Origin of the sequence: Rhodopseudomonas pseudopalustris, from assembly GCF_900110435.1 — a bacterium.
GTDB lineage: Bacteria > Pseudomonadota > Alphaproteobacteria > Rhizobiales > Xanthobacteraceae > Rhodopseudomonas > Rhodopseudomonas pseudopalustris.
This window is the reverse complement of record NZ_FODT01000002.1, coordinates 368,863-386,482: the sequence shown is the minus strand read 5'-3', so window position 1 is coordinate 386,482 and position 17,620 is coordinate 368,863. Positions and strand designations below refer to the sequence as shown.

Annotated in this window: 16 protein-coding genes; 3 read left to right on the top strand and 13 right to left on the bottom strand. The window is 66.7% G+C overall.

Annotation, left to right across the window (positions count from 1 at the left end):
* Window positions 1-39 precede the first annotated feature (39 nt).
* The 3 genes from BMY71_RS05145 (at window position 40) to BMY71_RS05135 (ending at window position 2,967) form a co-directional block, all read left to right on the top strand.
* Entirely contained in the window at window positions 40-432 is a 393-nt protein-coding gene (locus tag BMY71_RS05145) for a response regulator transcription factor (RefSeq protein ID WP_041805183.1), read from the top strand.
* A 191-nt stretch (window positions 433-623) separates the two neighbouring features.
* Window positions 624-1,313, top strand: coding sequence for a helix-turn-helix domain-containing protein (locus BMY71_RS05140; RefSeq protein WP_011501762.1), 690 nt, complete (start codon window positions 624-626; stop codon window positions 1,311-1,313).
* A gap of 346 nt (window positions 1,314-1,659) precedes the next feature.
* Window positions 1,660-2,967 (top strand): O-acetylhomoserine aminocarboxypropyltransferase/cysteine synthase family protein, encoded by a 1,308-nt coding sequence (locus tag BMY71_RS05135; RefSeq protein ID WP_092682188.1) that lies wholly within the window; start codon window positions 1,660-1,662, stop codon window positions 2,965-2,967.
* A 52-nt stretch (window positions 2,968-3,019) separates the two neighbouring features.
* Here the strand turns inward: BMY71_RS05135 and BMY71_RS05130 are convergent, their stop codons facing one another.
* Genes BMY71_RS05130 through BMY71_RS05070 form a run of 13 tightly spaced genes read right to left on the bottom strand, consistent with a single transcriptional unit; the run spans window position 3,020 to window position 17,284 of the window.
* Window positions 3,020-4,384, bottom strand: coding sequence for an NADH-quinone oxidoreductase subunit N (locus BMY71_RS05130; protein WP_011501760.1), 1,365 nt, complete (start codon window positions 4,382-4,384; stop codon window positions 3,020-3,022).
* The gene (locus tag BMY71_RS05125; protein WP_092682186.1) at window positions 4,381-5,826 is read right to left on the bottom strand and encodes a complex I subunit 4 family protein; all 1,446 of its coding nucleotides are present in this window, start codon (window positions 5,824-5,826) and stop codon (window positions 4,381-4,383) included. The genes BMY71_RS05130 and BMY71_RS05125 overlap by 4 nt, the downstream gene beginning before the upstream one ends.
* On the bottom strand, window positions 5,817-7,883 hold the full coding sequence (locus BMY71_RS05120; RefSeq protein ID WP_092682184.1) for a proton-conducting transporter transmembrane domain-containing protein: 2,067 nt from the start codon (window positions 7,881-7,883) through the stop codon (window positions 5,817-5,819). Before BMY71_RS05120 ends, BMY71_RS05125 begins: the two co-directional genes overlap by 10 nt.
* A 2-nt stretch (window positions 7,884-7,885) precedes the next feature.
* Window positions 7,886-8,194 carry an NADH-quinone oxidoreductase subunit NuoK gene (gene nuoK, locus BMY71_RS05115; protein ID WP_011501757.1) on the bottom strand — a complete coding sequence of 103 codons (309 nt, stop codon included), beginning with the start codon at window positions 8,192-8,194 and terminating at the stop codon, window positions 7,886-7,888.
* Window positions 8,191-8,697, bottom strand: a complete 507-nt coding sequence (locus BMY71_RS05110; RefSeq protein WP_011501756.1) for an NADH-quinone oxidoreductase subunit J family protein — start codon at window positions 8,695-8,697, stop codon at window positions 8,191-8,193. The genes nuoK and BMY71_RS05110 overlap by 4 nt, the downstream gene beginning before the upstream one ends.
* A complete protein-coding gene (gene nuoI / locus BMY71_RS05105; protein WP_092682182.1) occupies window positions 8,694-9,209 on the bottom strand; it encodes an NADH-quinone oxidoreductase subunit NuoI in 516 nt (171 codons plus the stop codon). The genes BMY71_RS05110 and nuoI overlap by 4 nt, the downstream gene beginning before the upstream one ends.
* Complete coding sequence (gene nuoH, locus BMY71_RS05100) at window positions 9,206-10,165, bottom strand: NADH-quinone oxidoreductase subunit NuoH (RefSeq protein WP_092682180.1); 960 nt, start codon at window positions 10,163-10,165, stop codon at window positions 9,206-9,208. Before nuoH ends, nuoI begins: the two co-directional genes overlap by 4 nt.
* On the bottom strand, window positions 10,162-12,780 hold the full coding sequence (gene nuoG, locus BMY71_RS05095; protein ID WP_092682178.1) for an NADH-quinone oxidoreductase subunit NuoG: 2,619 nt from the start codon (window positions 12,778-12,780) through the stop codon (window positions 10,162-10,164). The genes nuoH and nuoG overlap by 4 nt, the downstream gene beginning before the upstream one ends.
* Entirely contained in the window at window positions 12,777-14,063 is a 1,287-nt protein-coding gene (locus BMY71_RS05090) for a complex I 51 kDa subunit family protein (protein WP_092682176.1), read from the bottom strand. Before BMY71_RS05090 ends, nuoG begins: the two co-directional genes overlap by 4 nt.
* Window positions 14,060-14,533 carry an NADH-quinone oxidoreductase subunit NuoE gene (gene nuoE, locus BMY71_RS05085; protein WP_092682174.1) on the bottom strand — a complete coding sequence of 158 codons (474 nt, stop codon included), beginning with the start codon at window positions 14,531-14,533 and terminating at the stop codon, window positions 14,060-14,062. The genes BMY71_RS05090 and nuoE overlap by 4 nt, the downstream gene beginning before the upstream one ends.
* Window positions 14,530-16,275: an NADH-quinone oxidoreductase subunit C/D gene (gene nuoC / locus BMY71_RS05080; RefSeq protein WP_092682172.1), complete on the bottom strand. Its 1,746-nt coding sequence runs from the start codon at window positions 16,273-16,275 to the stop codon at window positions 14,530-14,532. The genes nuoE and nuoC overlap by 4 nt, the downstream gene beginning before the upstream one ends.
* On the bottom strand, window positions 16,272-16,898 hold the full coding sequence (locus BMY71_RS05075; protein ID WP_011501749.1) for a NuoB/complex I 20 kDa subunit family protein: 627 nt from the start codon (window positions 16,896-16,898) through the stop codon (window positions 16,272-16,274). The genes nuoC and BMY71_RS05075 overlap by 4 nt, the downstream gene beginning before the upstream one ends.
* Complete coding sequence (locus tag BMY71_RS05070; RefSeq protein ID WP_092682170.1) at window positions 16,895-17,284, bottom strand: NADH-quinone oxidoreductase subunit A; 390 nt, start codon at window positions 17,282-17,284, stop codon at window positions 16,895-16,897. Before BMY71_RS05070 ends, BMY71_RS05075 begins: the two co-directional genes overlap by 4 nt.
* Window positions 17,285-17,620 lie beyond the last annotated feature (336 nt).

Here is a 17,620-nt window from a genome sequence, read left to right as displayed (position 1 = left end):
GAGAAAATTGCAGCTGGGCCGGGTGCGTGGAATCAATTGATGACCTCCGCGCCGGTAAAAACTGTTGTCTATGTGGTTGACGACGATCAGGGCGTACTCGGATCTCTGCGGTTTCTGCTGGAAACCGACGGGTTCGCGGTTCGCACTTTTCGGAGCGGGCCAGCCTTACTCGACTCGCTCGATGACGGGCGAGCCGACTGCATCGTCGTGGACTACAAGATGCCGGGCATGAATGGCATCGACCTCGCGCTGAAGCTCCGCGATCGCAAGGTCAAGACTCCGGTAGTCATGATCACCGGATACCCGGATGAGAGCATTTCCAGCCGCGCCGCCGCCGCCGGCGTGCGCCACGTGGTGCTGAAGCCGCATCTGGAAGAGAGCCTGGCCTCTCATATCCGCGGCGCGCTACAGGGCAGCGACGCCTCGGCGTGAATCGCCGCAACGCCCTCCCCGACTTCCAAGCCATTGAAGAATTTCGGCTTTATTTTATCAGCCGGCGGCCACGCCGCCTCCGTAAAACTACTTAGGTAGACCTCCTTAAGATAAGGGGCGAAATTTCTCACCTGAGAATTCTTCAATACAACCTGGCCATCCGATCCCGATACCCGTTAGGAGATGGCAAGATGCTGAACCAGTCGCTCAGGGCACATACCGCCGCCAAGGCTCCGGTTGACCCTTCCTGTTCCCCGGCGGTTCAGTTTTTTGCAACTACGGGCCATGCCGGGCTGATTGCCTCGGAGTTTTCCTACAAAAAGGAAGAGGAAATCTACGGCGAGGACGAGCCGTCGGAATACGTCTATCAAGTTGTGTCGGGCGCCGTCCGCAGCTACAAGCTGCTGTCAGATGGCCGCCGTCAGATCGGCGCTTTCTATCTTGCCGGTGACGTGTTCGGGCTGGAATCGGGACCGACCCATCGCCTCACCGCGGAAGCCATCGTCGACACCACCGTCCGCCTGCTGAAGCGCCGCAGCCTCGAACAGGCCGCCGCCACCGACGTTCATGTCGCCCGCAGCCTGTGGTCGATGACCGCCGGCGAGCTGCGCCACGCCGAAGACCACATGCTGCTGCTCGGCCGCAAGAATGCGATGGAGCGCGTCGCCAACTTCCTGCTGGAAATGGACCGCCGCCTCGCCGTCGCGGGCATGATGGCGCTGCCGATGTGCCGCCGCGATATCGGCGACTATCTCGGCCTCACCCTCGAAACCGTGTCGCGCGCGCTGTCGCAGCTGCAGAGCCAGGGCATTCTCGGTTTCTCCGGCGCCCGCCAGATCGAGCTGCGCAATCGCCAGCAGCTCCGCAATCTGGACGCCTGATCGCAGACGCCTACCGACCGACGGCAACGTCGCCAACGGTCGGCGGGCCTACATCACTCTCGACGGATCGGCCGCCAGCAATGGCGGCCTTTTTGCTGCAGATAGAAGCCGATGGCGCGAGCAGGTCTTCGCAAAAATCAAAAGAATTTTCTACCAGAAACCACAATACCTGAAGAATGAACTCGTCACAGGCGCAAATTCCCCGCCTGATAGATTTTTATTTCAATCGACCGATTGACTTGGACGGGGCGCCCCGACCTGATGGACGCTCCGGCGGACCTTCGCATCGACCCCAGAAGGGCAAGGCGCAGGGCAGCTTTGCCGTTCTCAATCGAAGGACCTTGTCATGACCCAGAAACTTCATCCTGAAACCCTCGCTCTGCACGCAGGCTGGCGCGCCGATCCTTCGACCGGCTCGGTTGCAGTGCCGATCTTTCAGACCACGTCGTATCAGTTCAACAACACCGAGCACGCGGCCAACCTGTTCGCGCTGAGGGAGCTCGGAAACATCTACACCCGCATCGGCAACCCGACGACCGACGTGCTCGAAAAGCGCGTCGCGGCGCTGGAAGGCGGCGTCGCCGCGCTCGCGGTCGCATCGGGCCAAGCGGCCTCCGCCCTTGCTCTGCAGAACCTCGCCCGGGTCGGCGACAACATCGTCAGTTCGACCGATCTCTACGGCGGCACCTGGAATCTGTTCGCCAACACGCTGAAGGACCAGGGCATCGAAGTCCGCTTCGTCGACCCGTCCGATCCGGAAGCGTTCGAACGGGCCACCGACGACCGCACTCGCGCCTATTACGCCGAGACGCTGCCAAACCCGAAGCTCGCGGTGTTTCCGATCGCCGAAGTCGCCGCGATCGGCCGCAAGCATGGCATCCCGCTGATCGTCGACAACACCGCGGCGCCGCTGCTGGTGAAGCCGCTCGAGCACGGCGCCGCGATCGTGGTGTATTCGGCGACCAAATATCTCGGCGGCCACGGCACCTCGATCGGCGGCCTGATCGTCGACGGCGGCAATTTCGAATGGGATAAATTCCCGCAGCGTCAGCCGGCGCTCAACACCCCGGACCCGAGCTATCACGGCGCGGTCTGGGTGGAGGCGGTGAAGCCGATCGGTCCGGTCGCCTACATCATCAAGGCGCGCACCACGCTGCTGCGTGACATCGGCTCGGCGCTGTCGCCGTTCAACGCCTTCCAGATCCTGCAGGGCCTGGAAACGCTGCCGCTGCGGATCGAGCGTCATGTGCAGAACGCGCAGGCGGTCGCCGATTATCTCGAAAAGCGGCCCGAGATCGTCAAGGTGATCCACCCGTCGAAGCAGACCGGAATCGCCCGCGAACGCGCCGACAAATATCTCAAGGGCAAGTTCGGCGGCCTGGTCGGCTTCGAACTCGCCGGCGGCCTCGACGCTGGACGCAAGTTTATCGACGCGCTGCAGTTACTGTATCACGTCGCCAATATCGGCGACGCCCGAAGCCTCGCGATCCATCCGGCGACGACAACCCACTCGCAGCTCTCCACCGAGGACCAACTCGCGACCGGCGTCACGGACGGCTATGTGCGGCTGTCGGTCGGCCTCGAGCACATCGACGACATCATCGCCGATCTGGAACGCGGCCTCGCCGCAGGGCGGCTCGCCAAAGCGGCTTGACGCGACCATCAGGTGGGTTGCGCGCTTCGCGCCAACCCACCTGATGGTGTGATCACGGCGCCAGCGTCGCCCGCACGACGTCGATCAGAACCGCCGGCGCGACGCCGAACAATACGATCAGCACCACGCACACCGCCAGAAGCCCCTGGTCGAGCCGCGGCAACGGCTCTGCCTCGGGGCTCGACTGGCCGAAGAACGGCGCGGTGAAGAACCGCGCGTAGTAATAAAAGCCGAGCGAGGAACCGGCGACCACGATCGCCAGCAGCGTCCACAAACCGCCATCGACCAGCACGCGCAACAGATACAGCTTGGCGATGAAGCCGCCCGCGGCCGGCAAGCCCGCCAGCGACAGCAAGGACAACGACAGCGCGATCGCCTCCAGCGGTCGCCTTCTGATCAGCCCATGCAGATCCGGCAACGTCGGCGCGCGGCCGAGCGCCGCCGACACGCATAACGCGCCCAGCATCGCCGGCGCATAGATGCCGAGATAGAACAGCACCGCCTCGCCGGCGCGCGGCGCGCCCGACGCCAGGATCAGCGCGATGTAGCCGGAATGCGCGATGGTCGAATAGCCGAGCATCCGCGGCAATTGCGGCTGGCGCAGCGCCAACAGATTACCGACCAGGACCGAAGCGGCGCCCAGCGCTGCGAGCCCGCTGCTCCAGACCGGCTCCGGCAGATGCGCGGTGAGGAACAGTCGCAGGATGACGATCGCCACCGCCGCTTTCGACACCACGCCGGCCAGCGCCGCGGCGCTCGCGGGCGAGGCCTCGAAGGCGTCAGGCGTCCACATATGAAACGGCGCCAGCGAGAATTTGAATGCGAGGCCGGCCAGGAGCAGCGCGGTCCCGAACGCAGCCAGAGCGCCGTGGCCTGTCCAGCCGACGAAATCGAGCGCGCCGGTCTCGGCGTAGATCAGCGCAATGCCGAGCAACAGAGCCGACGACGCGAGCCCGCTCATCACCAGAAACTTGTAGGCTGCCTCCAGCCCCTGCCGCGAAAGCCGGAACGCAAACAGCGCGATCAGCGACAGGCTGACGATCTCGATGCCGAGAAAAAGTGTTGCGGCATGGCCGGCGCCGGCCAGCGTGGCCGCGCCGAGCGCGACCAAGACCAGCAGAGAGGGCGCCTCTTTCGCCGGCACGCCGGTGCGCAGGAAGACCAGAGCGCCGAGCGAAGAAAGGCAGGCATAGGCGATACCGAACCGCGCCATGCCGTCGTCCGTGAACAGCGCACCGAGCGGCGCCGCCGGTGCGCCGACCCGCAGCAACACCAGCGCCAAAGCGGCGAGCAGGCCAACGCCGGCGGCGGCTTGGGCGGCTTCAAGACGCGCCAGCGGCACAAGCATCATCGCCGCGACCGCGGCGATCGCCAGCACAATGAGCGGCAAGAGCGCGACGAACTGGGCTGCGGTCATGGCCGAGGCAGCACCAGCGCGGCCTTGATGGCCGGTTCGAGCAGCGCCAGCAGGCCCTGCGGGTAAAGCCCGATGATCAAGGTGGCGAGGCTCATCACCAGCACCGGCCAATATTCGCGCCAGTTGAGATCGGCGAGCGGCGCGTTGGTCCGCGGCACGCCGAACACCAGCCCCTTCAGCAGCCGCGTCGCGTAGATCACCGAGACCACCAGCGTTGACAGCGCCAGCAGCGCGAACACCCAGTTGACCTGGAAGATGCCCACCACGATCAGCGCCTCGCCGACAAAGTTCGCGGTGCCGGGCAGCGCCAGCAGCGCAGAGCAGAACAGCGCGAAAGCCGCAGCGAAACGCGGCGCGAGCTGTTGCAGACCGCCGAGCTGGCGCAGATCGCGCGTGTGGGTGCGCTCGTAGAGCGCGCCGATCAGCAAAAACAGAGCCGAGGCCGAGAACGAATGCGCGATCATCTCGACCGCAGCGCCGGCCAGCGCATACTGCACGCCGGCTGAGATGCCCATCAGCACGATCGACATATGCGCGATCGAGGTGTAGGCGACCAGCCGCTTGGCGTCGTTCTGGCCGCAGGCGACGAAGCCGCCGTACAGCGCGCCGGCCGCGCCGAGCGCGATGCCGTAGGGCGCCACAGCCTCCAGGCCTTGCGGAAACAGCATCGGCGCGAACCGGAACAGGCCGTAGGCGCCGGTCTTCAGCAGCACGCCCGCAAGCAGGATCGAGCCTGCGGTCGGGGCCAGCGTATGAGCCTCAGGCAGCCAGGCGTGGAACGGCGGCACCGACAGCTTGACCAGGAAGGCGAGCGAAAAGCCGAGCAGCATCCAGACCTGCACCGACGTGCTGAGCTTCATCTCCGCAAGTTCGAAGGCGTTGAAGGTCATGTGGTCGGCCATCGACGCCAGCGCGAACGACGCCGCCAGCAGTCCAAATCCCGCGACCGCGTTGAAGATCAGGAATTTCAGCGCTGCGCCTTCGCGGTCGCCATGGCCCCACACCGCGATCAGTGTGAACGCCGGCACCAGCATCGCTTCCCAGAAGAACGCGAAGATCAAGAGGTCGAACGACAGGAACACGCCGATCGTCGCAGCCACGGTCCAGCACAGGCTGGCGTGAAACAGCCCGGACTGGGTGCGGATCTCCGACCACGACGCCATCACCGAAATGATGCCGAGTCCGGCGGCGATGGCGATCAGGGCCGCCGACAGCCCGTCCATCGCGAAGTCGAGCGAAATGCCGAACGACGGCACCCACGGATAGGAGACTTTCGCGTACCAACGGCCATCGTCGGCGCCGGCGACGATCGCGGCGAGCAGCACGAGCATCAACGCAAAGGTCGCGATCGTGACCCATCGTTCGCGCTCGCCGCGTCCCGCGATGAAGAATGCGACGAGGCCGCCAATGGCCGGTAGCAGAATGAGCGCAATCAGCGCCATGACGTCCCCCAGGCAAACAACAGAAGTCCTACGCAACCGAGCGCAATCCAGAGCGAGTGATCGCGAACGCGGCCGGTCTGTATCCGCCGCGCCTGTGCCCAGGCATGGCCGAAACCGCCCGCGAAGCCCATCCAGGCCCGATCGATCTGATCGGGACTGAAGCGCGCGACGAAACTGCCGACGAACACCCGCGCGACGGCAATCAGAATCCGTCCGACCGGATCGCCGGAGACGAGACGCACCATTGGCGTCTGCCCGTCGGTCACGCGCGCGATGAAATCCGGCTTCGTTGCGTCTACGCCGAAGGCGCGCGCGGCCGGATCGTCGGCTACCGTTCCGGGCACGTCAATGCCCTCGCGGCGCAGCGCCGCGGCTTGTGCGACTGCTTCGGTGCCTTCAGCGTTACCGAGTACCGTGGCGACGTGCCGGAAGCGCCGCACGAAGTAGTAATAGTACAAGATCTCGATCCGGAATGCGCGGACGTGCCGCAACCGGGCCGCGATCCGCTCGAGCTCACGCGGATTGCGGACGAATCGTCGCGCGAGCAACACGCCGAGGATCGGCGCGGCGGCGCCGAGCAGCGCCAGCAACAGCGGAATGTCCTCCGGCGGGCCGCCGGCGAAACTGATCAGCGCACCGACCGACAAGCCGCCGACCACCGCCACCGTGGCCAGCACGACGAGCGGCACCAGCACCGCGAGGCCGCCCCAGGGCGGCGCTGCGAGATCGGCGGACTGACTGCCGGCGATGAACACGACGCGGAAGGCATAGGTGGCGGTCAGCATCGCCGCAATCGCGGCGAGCAACCACAGCGGCACGCCCCACGGTCCGCTGCTCCACACCGCGGCGAGCACCGCTTCCTTGGAGTACCAGCCGGCGGTGATCACCGGCAGGCCAGCCAGCGACGCGGCGCCGATCGCGAAGCTCCAGAACGCCCAGGGCTGACGATAGCGCGCACCGCGCAGCGCCTCGATCGCGGTCGAGCCGCCCGAGGCATGGCTCATCACGCCGGCGCTGAGGAACAGCAGCGATTTGAACGCGGCGTGGATCGCGAAATGCGCCAGCGCCACCGCCGGCGCACCGAGCCCGAGCGCCAGCACCATGAAGCCGATCTGGCTCATCGTGGAGAAGGCCAGCAGCTTCTTGATGTCGGGCTGGATCACCGCGATCAGCGCGCCAAACGCCGCGGTCAGGATGCCGAGCATCGCCACCATGGCGGAGATTTCCGGCGCCGCGGCGAACAGCGGCGCGAGCCGCGCGAGCAGGATCACGCCGGCAGCCACCATGGTCGCGGAATGCAGCAGCGCCGACACCGGCGTCGGGCCCGCCATCGCGCTCGGCAACCAGGTGTGAAACGGAAACTGCGCCGATTTGCCGAGTGCGCCGAGCGCGATCAGGCCGGCGATCGGCGCCAGCCGCCACGGGTCGATCGACGGCACCGCGGCGAGCATGCCGTCGAGCCGCGTGGTGCCGGCGGAGAGGAACAGCATCATCAGGCCGGCCAGCAGCATGGTGTCGGCGATGCGCGTGGTGATCAGCGCCTTGCGCCCGGCCGACACCGCCTTCGGCAGCTTGGTGTAGAAAGCGATCAGCATGAAGCTGCACAGGCCGATGGTTTCCCAGCCGAGGAACAGCAGGATGACATCGCCGGCGAACACCACCGCCAGCATGCCGGCGAGAAACAGATTCATCAGCGCGAAGTAACGGCGCAGCTCGGGCAGCGGTTCGGAGCCCATATAGGCGCCGGAATAGATCAGCACCAGCGCGGCGACCACCGCGACGGTGCCGCCGGTGACCATGCTGAGCGGATCGAGCGACATCGCGATTTGCGCGACGAAAACGCCGACGTCGATCGACAGGATCGGCGCCACTGCGCCAGACACGCAGGCGCCGTCGAGGCAGGACAGCGCGACCGGCGCGAACAGAATTGCCGGCAGCACCGCTGCGCCGACGCCGATCGCAATGACGACGGCGCGCGACAGCGTCGCCGGCGTCAGCGACAGCACGATGAAGCCAACCAGCGCCGGCACCGGCACGAAGGGAAGCAAGCTGATCATGCTCATCCCTTCATCCCACTGATAACGTCGCTGTCGTCGCTGCCGGCGATGCGGCGGATGCGCAGAAACAAAGCGAGCCCGACCGCGACCTCGGCCGCGGCGAGCGTCAGCACCAGAATGAACATCCCCTGCCCTTGCGGATCGGCATGATAGGCGCCGGCGGCGACGAAGCCGAGTGCCGGGCCGCTCAACGCGACTTCCAGCGCGACCAGCTGAAACATGATGCCGCGCCGCGCCAGCACGCCGAACAGCCCGATGGCGAACAGGCCGGCGGCGAGGATCATCATCGCGATCAGGTCGGAACCGGTCATGGGCGGCTCCTCGGGGTGCGGTCGCTGCGGCCGATATGACGAACGCCGATCAGGCCGGCGAGCAGCAGCAGCGAGGCGAGTTCGACCGCCAGCGCCCACGGCCCGAACAGCAGACGCCCGACCTGCTGCGCCGACACCGGCGCGGCGGCGGTGTTGGCCGCGATGCCGAATTCGCCGAACACGAACGGCGCGATGATCAGCACCGACAGCAGCAATGGCACCGGCCAGGCGCCGCGCAAGCTGGCGCGCTCCCGCGTCATCGATTCCGGCGAGATCGGCAGCGTCATTACCACGAAGACGAACAGCACCACGATCGCGCCGGCGTAGATCATGATCAGCAGCACGGCCGCGAACGCAGCGCCGAGCGCGAAGAACGCAACCGCCAGCGCCAGCAGCGTCACCACCAGATACAGCAGCGCATGCACCGCGTTCGGTCGCGTCACCGCGATCGCCGCGGACACCAGCGCGAAGGCTCCGGCATAGATGGCGAGCAGCAGGCTCATGGCAGCAGCCCCCTCAAGTCGACCGGCGGGGATTCGTGCTCGGCATCGCCCTTGTCCTTGCCGTCGATCGCCTTGCCGGCAACCGACCAGTAGCGATAGCCGCGCACCTTGCCCTCGCCGGAGATCAGAAGATCGTGCTTCTCGTAGACCAGCGCGTCGCGCCGCCACTCGCCGAGTTCGAAATCCGGCGTGAGCTGGATCGCCGAGGTCGGGCACGCCTCCTCGCAGAAGCCGCAGAAGATGCAGCGCGCGAAATTGATGCGGAAATGTTCGGGATACCAGCGGCCGTCGTCGGCCACCGCTTTGGTGAGGTCGATGCAGCCGACCGGGCACACCACCGCACACAGGTTGCAGGCGACGCAGCGCTCCTGACCATCCGGATCGCGGGTCAGCACGATGCGGCCGCGGCTGCGCGGATACAGCTTCGGCTTCTCCTCCGGATAGAGCTGGGTCTCCGCCTTGACGAACAGTTTGCGGCCGACCCGCAACATCGCCTCCAGCCAGCCGATCATGACGCGCTCCTCGCCACCACGACGATGCCGGTCAGCAGCAGATTGGCCAGCGACAACGGCAGCGCGATCTTCCAGGCGAAACTCAGTAACTGGTCGTAGCGCGGCCGCGGCAGCGTCGCGCGCAGCCAGACGAACACCACGGCGATCACCCCCGTCTTCAGTCCGAACCAGATCGGCCCCGGCAGCCACGGCCCCAGCCAGCCGCCGAAAAACAGCGTCACCGCCAGGGCCGACACCAGCAGCACCGCAAGATATTCGCCGAGGAAGAACAGACCGAACGACATGCCGGTGTACTCGGTCATGAAGCCGGCGACGAGGTCGTTCTCGGACTCCGGCAGATCGAACGGCAGCCGGTGCGCGGCGGCGACGCCGGCGATGCAGAACAGCGCCGCGCCGAGCGGCTGCAGCACAACGAACCAGACGTCGCGCTGCGCCTCGACAATCGCGTTCATCGAGAGCGAACCGGCAAGCATGACTGCGCCCATCAGCGACAGGCCGAGGAACACTTCGTAAGCGAGCATCTGCGCCGCGGCGCGCATCCCGCCCATCAGCGCGAAGCGACTATGCGACGCCCAGGCGCCGAGCACCACGGCATAGGCGGTGAGACCCAACATGCCGATCAGAAACAGCACGCCGACATCGACCGCGGCGAGCGACAGGCCGTCGCCGAATTCGATGACGCCAAAGCCGGCGAGCACCGGCGTCGCGGCGACCGCGGGCGCAAGGATGTAAGTGAACTTGTCGGCACCAGGCGGCGGGCGATCCTCCTTGGTGAGAATCTTGACGGTGTCGGCGACCCATTGCAGCGAGCCGAACGGCCCGACGCGGTTCGGCCCGAGCCGCTCCTGCACGAATCCGAGCAGTCGCCGCTCCACCCAGGTGAAAGTGCCGGCGACCACCAGCAGCACCATGATCAGGGTGACCGAAATCGTCGCGGTGATGATGAGACCGATCATCGCGCCGCCTCCACTCGGACGCGGTGCAGCGGCCCGCGCGGCACGCCGACGCCGGCGCTGATCGCCACCGTGCCGCGTGGCAGCGAGGCATCGAGCGAAACCGTCGCGGGGTAAAGCCGGCCGTCGACCAGCGCGGCGGCGCCGTGCGTGAGGCCATGCAGCGCAGCGTCGTCAGGATGCAGCAGGAGCCGCGGCGCAGGCGCGCGCGCGGCGAGCAGCGCGCTGGCGCGGCTCAACTCCCAGCCGGAGAACGCGTCGTGCAACGGCACCAGCAATAGCCCGTCGCCTTCGACCGCCCGAGACGGCGGCGCGTCGGGCAGCGATGCCTCGCCCGCCTTCAGCAGCATCGCGCCGGGATCGCCGCCGCGCAGCGGGCCGCCGACCTCTTCCATGAAGCGCGTGACGTTGTTGGCGGAGTGGTGCCCTGAGGTCTTGTAGCTGGTGATCAGCGCCGGCGGCACGGCCGTGCCGCGCGCGCCCTTGATGCCGAAAGTCATCGGCCCGTCGAGATCGATCGGCGGCGCTGCGTCGGCGAACTGACCGGCGCGGTCGTCAGCCGTGCGGCCGGAATAGGGCCGCGGCGCACGGGTCACCTGGCCGTCGGCCATCATGAAATCGGCGTCGGGCGCGGCATCCGCGACGCCGACCAGATCGGGACGCTCGACGATCAGGTCGCCGATCAACGCGTCGAGCCCGTGCCAGTCGCCGGCGCCGAACACGTCGAGCCGTCGCCACGACGCAGGCGTCGCTTCGGACGACGGCACGGCGGCGAAGAAGCGTTGCGCGCGGCCTTCGTAGTTGACGAAGGTCCCGGCGCATTCGGTGAAGGGCGCGACCGGCAGCGCGATCGACGCCCGCGCGGTGGTCTCGCTGGCCATCGAATCCAGCACCACCACGGATTTGGCGGCGGCGAACAGCCGCTCGACGCTGGCGCGCGGCGCGCGTTCGAACAGATCGCTTTCGAGCACGATCGCGGCCTTGGCCGCGCCGCGCTCCAGCAGCGCAGCAGCGCTCTCGACGCCGTCGCCGCCGAGCAACGCCAGGCCGATGCTGTTGGCCTCCGGCGGCAGCAGCGCAATCCGCGCCTTGGGACCGAGCGTCGAGACGAGCGCTGCAGCGACTTCGATGATGCCGGCTGTCCCGAGCGAGCAACCGGCGATGATCAGCGGGCGCTCGGCAGCCGCGAGAATGTCGGCGACGCGGTTTGCGTCGGCATCTGCGCTCGCGACGCCGCCGAGCGCGGCGGCGAGGCATGCGCCGAAATTAATGATGGCCTGCGGGTCGCGTCGCAGAGCCAGCGCCGCAATGTCGTCGAGCGGATCGACGACCGGCGTAGCGAGGATGATCGGCGAACGGCGGCCTTCACCGGCGACACGGACCGCCGGATCGAGCCACTGCGGCACGCCCTTTTGCGCGGCGAGCTCGCGCTCGGCGCCGCGCGCGGTCTGGCGCAACGCCAGCGCAATGCGCGGGGATGTGTTGGTGAGATCTTCGCCGAGCACCAGCACCGCGTCGGCTTGCTCGACATCCGCGAGCGAGGCGATCTGCGCCGGGCCGGCGCGCAGAATGGCCACGATGCGCCGGACCATCGCGGCTTCGGCGTCCGAGACGCCGGCGAAGAACCGTTCCGGGCCGACCAAACGCTGCAGCGCGTAGTTCGCCTCCAGCGAGGCGCGGGGCGAACCGATGCCGATTGCGCCTTCGGCGACCGCGGCGTGCGCCGCCGCGCAGGCGTCGTGCTCGCCGGCCGCCTCGCCGTTTATCAGCGGCGTCAGCAATCGCGCATCGGAGACGACGTGCAGCGGGCCATACCGGCCGCGATCGCAGATGAAGTAGCCGTTGAGCGCGCCATGATAGCGGTTCTGCACCCGCTTGACCCGTCCACCGCGCTGGTCGACCAGGATGTTGCAGCCGACCGCGCAATGCGGACAGACCGAAGGCGTCGCGCGCATGTCCCATTTACGGGCGTAGTCCTGCGACCAGCCCTTGTCGTTGAACACGCCGGTCGGGCAGACCTCGGCCAGATTGCCGGCGAACGGGCTCTCCAACGGACCGTCCTCGGCGCGGCCGAAATACACGTTGTCGTGCGCGCCGAAGGCGTCGAGGTCGCGGCCGCCGGCATAGTCGCGATAGAACCGGGTGCAGCGATAACAGGCGATGCAGCGGTTCATCTCGTGCGTCAGCAGCGGCCCGAGATCCTGATTGCGATGGGTGCGCTTGTCGAAGCGATAGCGGCGGATGTTATGGCCGGTGGCGATCGTCATGTCCTGCAGATGGCAGGAGCCGGCCTCTTCGCAGACCGGGCAATCGTGCGGATGATTGACCATCAACCATTCGATCACCTGCGCGCGGAACTGCGCAGCTTCGGGGTCGCTGACGGACACGCGCTCGACATCGGCGACCGGGGTCATGCACGACATCACGATGCGGCCTTCGGTGTCGTCGGGGCCGGAATAGACCTTCACCGCGCATTGCCGGCAGGCGCCGACCGAGCCGAGCGCGCCGTGCCAGCAGAAATACGGCACGTCGATGCCATGGGTCAGACATGCCGACAACAGATCGTCGCCGTCGCCGGCCTCGATCACGCGTCCATCGATCTCGATCTTCCTGGTCATGCGCGGCCCACCGGACAGGAGCCCTGCAGATGGGCCGTGAAGATGTCGCCGAAGCGTTCGAGTCCGCTCTTCAGCGGCGTCAGCGCGCCGGTGTTGAGGTCGCAATAGCTGCGCCCCGAGGGAGCGGACAATTGGACATGGCTGTGCAGCAGATCGAGATCGGCTTTCGCGCCACGGCCGGCTTCCAGCGTATCGAGCAGTTTCGCGACCCACGGCAAGCCATCTCGGCAGGGCGTGCAAAGCCCGCAGCTCTCGCGCGCATAGAACCGCATGTGGCGGCCGATCGCTGCGACCGGACAGGCGCGATCGTCGAGCACGATCAGCGCGCCGGTGCCGAGCGAACTGCCGGCCTTCTTGGTGTGGGTGAAGTCCAGCGGCACGTCGAGTTCGGCCGTTTCCAGAAACGCAGTCGCGCCGCCGCCGGGCTGGAACGCGAACAACGCGCGGCCGTTGCGAATGCCGCCGCAAATCTCGATCAACTCGCGCCCTGTGGTGCCCATCGGGGCTTCGATCAATTGCGGGCGCGCGACGCAGCCGGACACCCCGTAGAGCTTGGTGCCGCCTTCGTCCGACCGCGACAGGCCACGATACCAATCGGCGCCGTTCTCGATGATCGAAGGCACCGCCGACAACGTCTCGACATTGTTGACCGTGGTCGGCCGTCCCCAAAGCCCGCTCACCGCCGGATAGGGCGGGCGATGTCGCGGCACCGGACGCTCGCCTTCGAGGGCGGCGATCAGCGCGGTCTCTTCGCCGACAATATAGCGGCCGGCCGAGGTATGGACGCGCATCATCAGATCGAAGCCGGAGCCGAGAATGTCCCGTCCGAGCCAACCGGCCTGTTCGGCCTCGGTGATCGCGCGGGTCAGCGCGGCCGCGGCGGCGCGATACTCGTCGCGCACGAGGATGATCACTTCGGTCGCGCCGGTCGCATAGGCCGCGATCGTCGCGCCCTCGATCAGCTGATGCGGCAACGCCTCCATCAGCAGCCGGTCCTTGAACGAACCCGGCTCGGTCTCGTCGCCATTGACGCAGAGATAACGCGCGCCCGGCCCCGCTTTATCCGCGCCGGCGCGCATGAAGCGCCATTTGTTCGCGGTCGGGAATCCCGCGCCGCCGCGGCCGCGCAGACCCGCGGCCTCGACCATCGCGATGACGGCCTCGGGGCTGTGGCGCTTCAAGGCCAGCGCCAACGCAGCACCACCGCCGAGCCCGCGCCATGCGGCGAGGCTGTGCGGCTGACGGTCGGCTCTGGCGCGGCCGGTGAGCGGCTTCTTGCTCATGGTCTGCCTCCGATCAACGCGTCGAGATCGTCAGCCGTCAGCGGACCGACCAGCTTGCGCTCCGGCCCGACGAGAGCCACCGGCGCGCGGTCGCAACCGCCGACGCAGCAGATATTGATCAGCGTGAACTTGCCGTCCGGCGTGGTCTCGCCGAAGCCGATGCCGAGCCTGCTCATGATCGCATCGCGCACCGCATCGCCGCCGCAGAGATAGCAGCTCAAGCCGTCGCACAGCAGGATCACGGTGTCGCCGACAGGCCTGCGGAAGATCTGGCTGTAGAACGTCGCGAGGCTTTCGATTTCGGCGGTGGTGACGCCGAGCGCCTGCGCGGCTTCCTTCAGATGCGCATCGGAAACCCAGCCTTCGGCCTCCTGCACCAGCTTCAACGCTTCGACCATGGCGGCCTTCGGCCCGCCGTGATTGGCGGCGGCCTGCGCAATTGCGGTCTTGATCGCGGGGCTGAGGCTCATCGGTCGACGTCCGACATCACGTAGTCGATGCTCCCGAGAAAAGCGACGAGATCGGCCACCATCATGCCCGGCGCCACCGCCGAGATCATCTGCAGATGCGCGAATGACGGCGTGCGGATCCGGGTGCGATAGCTCGACGGCTCGCCGTCCGAAATCAGCGCGAACTGCGTCAGCCCGCGCACGGTCTCGACCTGGCCGGTGTATTCTCCAGCGGGCAACACAGGGCCCCAGCTCGCGCCGACGAAATGATGGATCATGGTCTCGATGTCGTGCAGCATCCGCTCGCGCGGCGGCGGCGTGGTGAGGGGGTGGTCGGCCTTGATCGGGCCAGACGGCATGTTGTCGACGCACTGGCGGATGATCTTCAGCGACTGCCGGATCTCCTCGACCCGCACCACCGTGCGGTCGAAACAGTCGCCGTTGACCCCGACTGGAATCTCGAAATCGAAATTTTCGAAACCGGCATAGGGCCGCGCTTTCCGCACGTCCCAGGCATAGCCGGTGGCGCGCAGTCCCGGCCCGGTCACGCCCCAATCGAGCGCCATCGCGGTGTCGTAGGCGCCGACGCCCTTGGTGCGTGCGCGGAAGATTTCGTTGCGCAACACCATGCCTTCGTAGTCGTCGAGCCGCGATGGCATCCAGTCGAGGAATTCGCGCACGAGCCCGTCCCAGCCTTGCGGCAGGTCCATCGACAATCCGCCGATGCGGAAGAAGCCGGGGTGCATCCGCGCGCCGGTGATCGACTCGATCACCCGGTAGGCGCGCTCGCGATCGACGAACATGTAGAACACCGGCGACATCGCCCCGGTGTCCTGCGCCATGGTGCCGTAGAACAGCAGGTGGTTCATGATGCGGAATATTTCCGACAGCATCACCCGGACCATGAGTGCGCGATCCGGCACGGTGATGCCGCAGGCTTTTTCCACCGCCTGCAGATAAGGCATCTCGCCCATCACCCCGCCGAGATAGTCGACGCGGTCGGTGTAGGGCAGGAAGCTGTGCCAGGTCTGGCGCTCGGCCATCTTCTCGGCGCCGCGATGATGGAAGCCGATGTCGGGCCGCGCCGCGACGATCTCCTCGCCGTCGAGCGCCAGCACGATGCGGAACACGCCATGGGTCGCCATGCTGTGCGGCCCGTAATTCAGGATCATCAGCTCGACGCCGTCACGATGCGTCGGCAGGCCGAATTTTTCCGGATCAGCCGCGAGCGCATGTTCCTTGGCGTCGAACAACGCCGCGGTCATGTTGAACAGCGGCCGCTCGGTTGCGCGACCCGGCTGGGTCTTGCGCATCGGATGGCCTTCCCATCCGGGCGGCAGAAGGATGCGCTGCGAGTGCGGCTGCAATTCGAACTCGACGCCGAACATGTCGTAGGCTTCGCGCTCGTACCACGCCGCGTTGGGAAACACCCCGGCAATCGACTTCGTGCTCGGATACTCGGCGTCGAGCGCAATCTTCAGCCGGATGTCGGCGTTGCGCTCGTGCGACATCAGATGGCTGGCGATGGTGATGCCCGACGGCGGCTGACCCTCGCGATGTTTTCGCGCGGTCTCGTCGATCGCCCATAGATCGACCAGCATCCGGAACGGACGATCGACCTCGTGCTTCAGGAATCGATGCACGGCGGCCGACGCCTCCGGACGGATCCACACCGTCGGAAACCGCTCGCGCGTGATCTGCTCACCCAGCACCGCGTCTCCAAACCGCGCACTGAGTTCGCTGACGAAGTCGGTGCCGCTCACAATTTCTCCGGGGGATCGAGAAGGGTCTGCGCCATGCGTTCGTCGCGACGCTGGTCGCGCCGGCGCGGCGCATCGAAGCCGAGGCCGGCGGTGTTGCCGACGGTGACGCCGAGCGGCCGGCGCTCGCTGCCGATCTGTTGCTGCAGCATGATCAGCGCGTCGAGCATCGCTTCCGGCCGCGGCGGACAGCCGGGAATGTAGACATCGACCGGAATGAAACGATCCACGCCCTGCACCACCGAGTAAATGTCGTACATGCCGCCGGAATTGGCGCAGGCGCCCATCGAGATCACCCAGCGCGGTGCGCGCATCTGCTCGTACAGTCGCAGCAGAGGCGCGGCCATCTTGTGAAACACTGTGCCGGACACGACCAGCAGATCCGCCTGGCGCGGCGAGGCGCGGATGACTTCGGCGCCGAAGCGCGCCTGATCGTACACCGGCGTCAGCACGGTGACCTGTTCAACATAGCAACACGACAGCCCGAAATTGAACGGCCACAGGCTGTGCTTGCGCGACCACGCAGTGAGGTCTTCGAGTGTGGTGAACAGGTTGCTCCGCGCCATGTGCTCTTCGACCGACATCGAATCGGCCGGCGTTGGCGGAATTGCGGGCGGTAGAGTCATCGGCGGCGCTCCTTGTGCCAGTCCAGCGCGCCATCGGCCCACAGATAGACCAGCGCCAGCAGCAGCACGCCGATAAAGACGGCGGCCTCAATCAGGCCGAGCCAGCCGGTGTCGCGCGCCGCCACCGCCCAGGCGAACAGGATCGCCGCCTCCATGTCGAAGATCACGAACAGCGCGGCGATCAGGAAGTACGGCGCATTGACCGGCCCCTGCTGCGGCGCGGCCGGCAACACGCCGCCCTCGTAGGGGACGTCGGCGCGCGCGCCGGAGCGCTTCTCGCGCAGCAACGCGGCGACGACGATGATCGCCGCGACGATGCCCGCCGACAGCGCGACATGGATGGCAAGTGCAGCACCTGGATTGATCGGAAAGATCAGGTCACCCACCGGCGGGCCTCCAAACGAACGGCAAAAAGAAGCACTCGCGATCCAAGCCCGATCTGGAACTCGGATCGCAAGTGCATGGTGACCATGTCACCTGAGCCGTCAAGGACCGTTGACGCCGATCAACGTCCACTCTCACGCATACCCGAATCCCGATATGATTTCCACGACTTGGAACTCGCTGCGGGAGGCTGTAAAGCGCCGTCTCATGCGCTTTTCCGGACCTCGATTGCGACGGCTGCGCCGACCGATTCGGAACGCTTCGCTGCGCTGCGGCACGATGCCACCCCGATCTCTCATCCCGCCTGATTGCAGATGCTGAAATCTTCGCCGGCCAGT

Coding starts and splice junctions, on each gene's coding strand:
- nuoH (WP_092682180.1), bottom strand. CDS start 10,165: ATGATCGGTCTCATCATCACCGCGACGATTTCGGTCACCCTGATCATG.
- nuoG (WP_092682178.1), bottom strand. CDS start 12,780: ATGACCAGGAAGATCGAGATCGATGGACGCGTGATCGAGGCCGGCGAC.
- BMY71_RS05125 (WP_092682186.1), bottom strand. CDS start 5,826: ATGGCGCTGATTGCGCTCATTCTGCTACCGGCCATTGGCGGCCTCGTC.
- nuoE (WP_092682174.1), bottom strand. CDS start 14,533: ATGAGCCTCAGCCCCGCGATCAAGACCGCAATTGCGCAGGCCGCCGCC.
- nuoK (WP_011501757.1), bottom strand. CDS start 8,194: ATGACCGGTTCCGACCTGATCGCGATGATGATCCTCGCCGCCGGCCTG.
- BMY71_RS05145 (WP_041805183.1), top strand. CDS start 40: ATGACCTCCGCGCCGGTAAAAACTGTTGTCTATGTGGTTGACGACGAT.
- BMY71_RS05075 (WP_011501749.1), bottom strand. CDS start 16,898: ATGACTCTACCGCCCGCAATTCCGCCAACGCCGGCCGATTCGATGTCG.
- BMY71_RS05135 (WP_092682188.1), top strand. CDS start 1,660: ATGACCCAGAAACTTCATCCTGAAACCCTCGCTCTGCACGCAGGCTGG.
- BMY71_RS05090 (WP_092682176.1), bottom strand. CDS start 14,063: ATGAGCAAGAAGCCGCTCACCGGCCGCGCCAGAGCCGACCGTCAGCCG.
- BMY71_RS05140 (WP_011501762.1), top strand. CDS start 624: ATGCTGAACCAGTCGCTCAGGGCACATACCGCCGCCAAGGCTCCGGTT.
- BMY71_RS05120 (WP_092682184.1), bottom strand. CDS start 7,883: ATGATCAGCTTGCTTCCCTTCGTGCCGGTGCCGGCGCTGGTTGGCTTC.
- BMY71_RS05110 (WP_011501756.1), bottom strand. CDS start 8,697: ATGAGCCTGCTGCTCGCCATCTATGCCGGAGCCTTCGCGCTGGTGTCC.
- BMY71_RS05130 (WP_011501760.1), bottom strand. CDS start 4,384: ATGACCGCAGCCCAGTTCGTCGCGCTCTTGCCGCTCATTGTGCTGGCG.
- nuoI (WP_092682182.1), bottom strand. CDS start 9,209: ATGATCGGCTGGCTGGAGGCGATGTTGCGGGTCGGCCGCAAACTGTTC.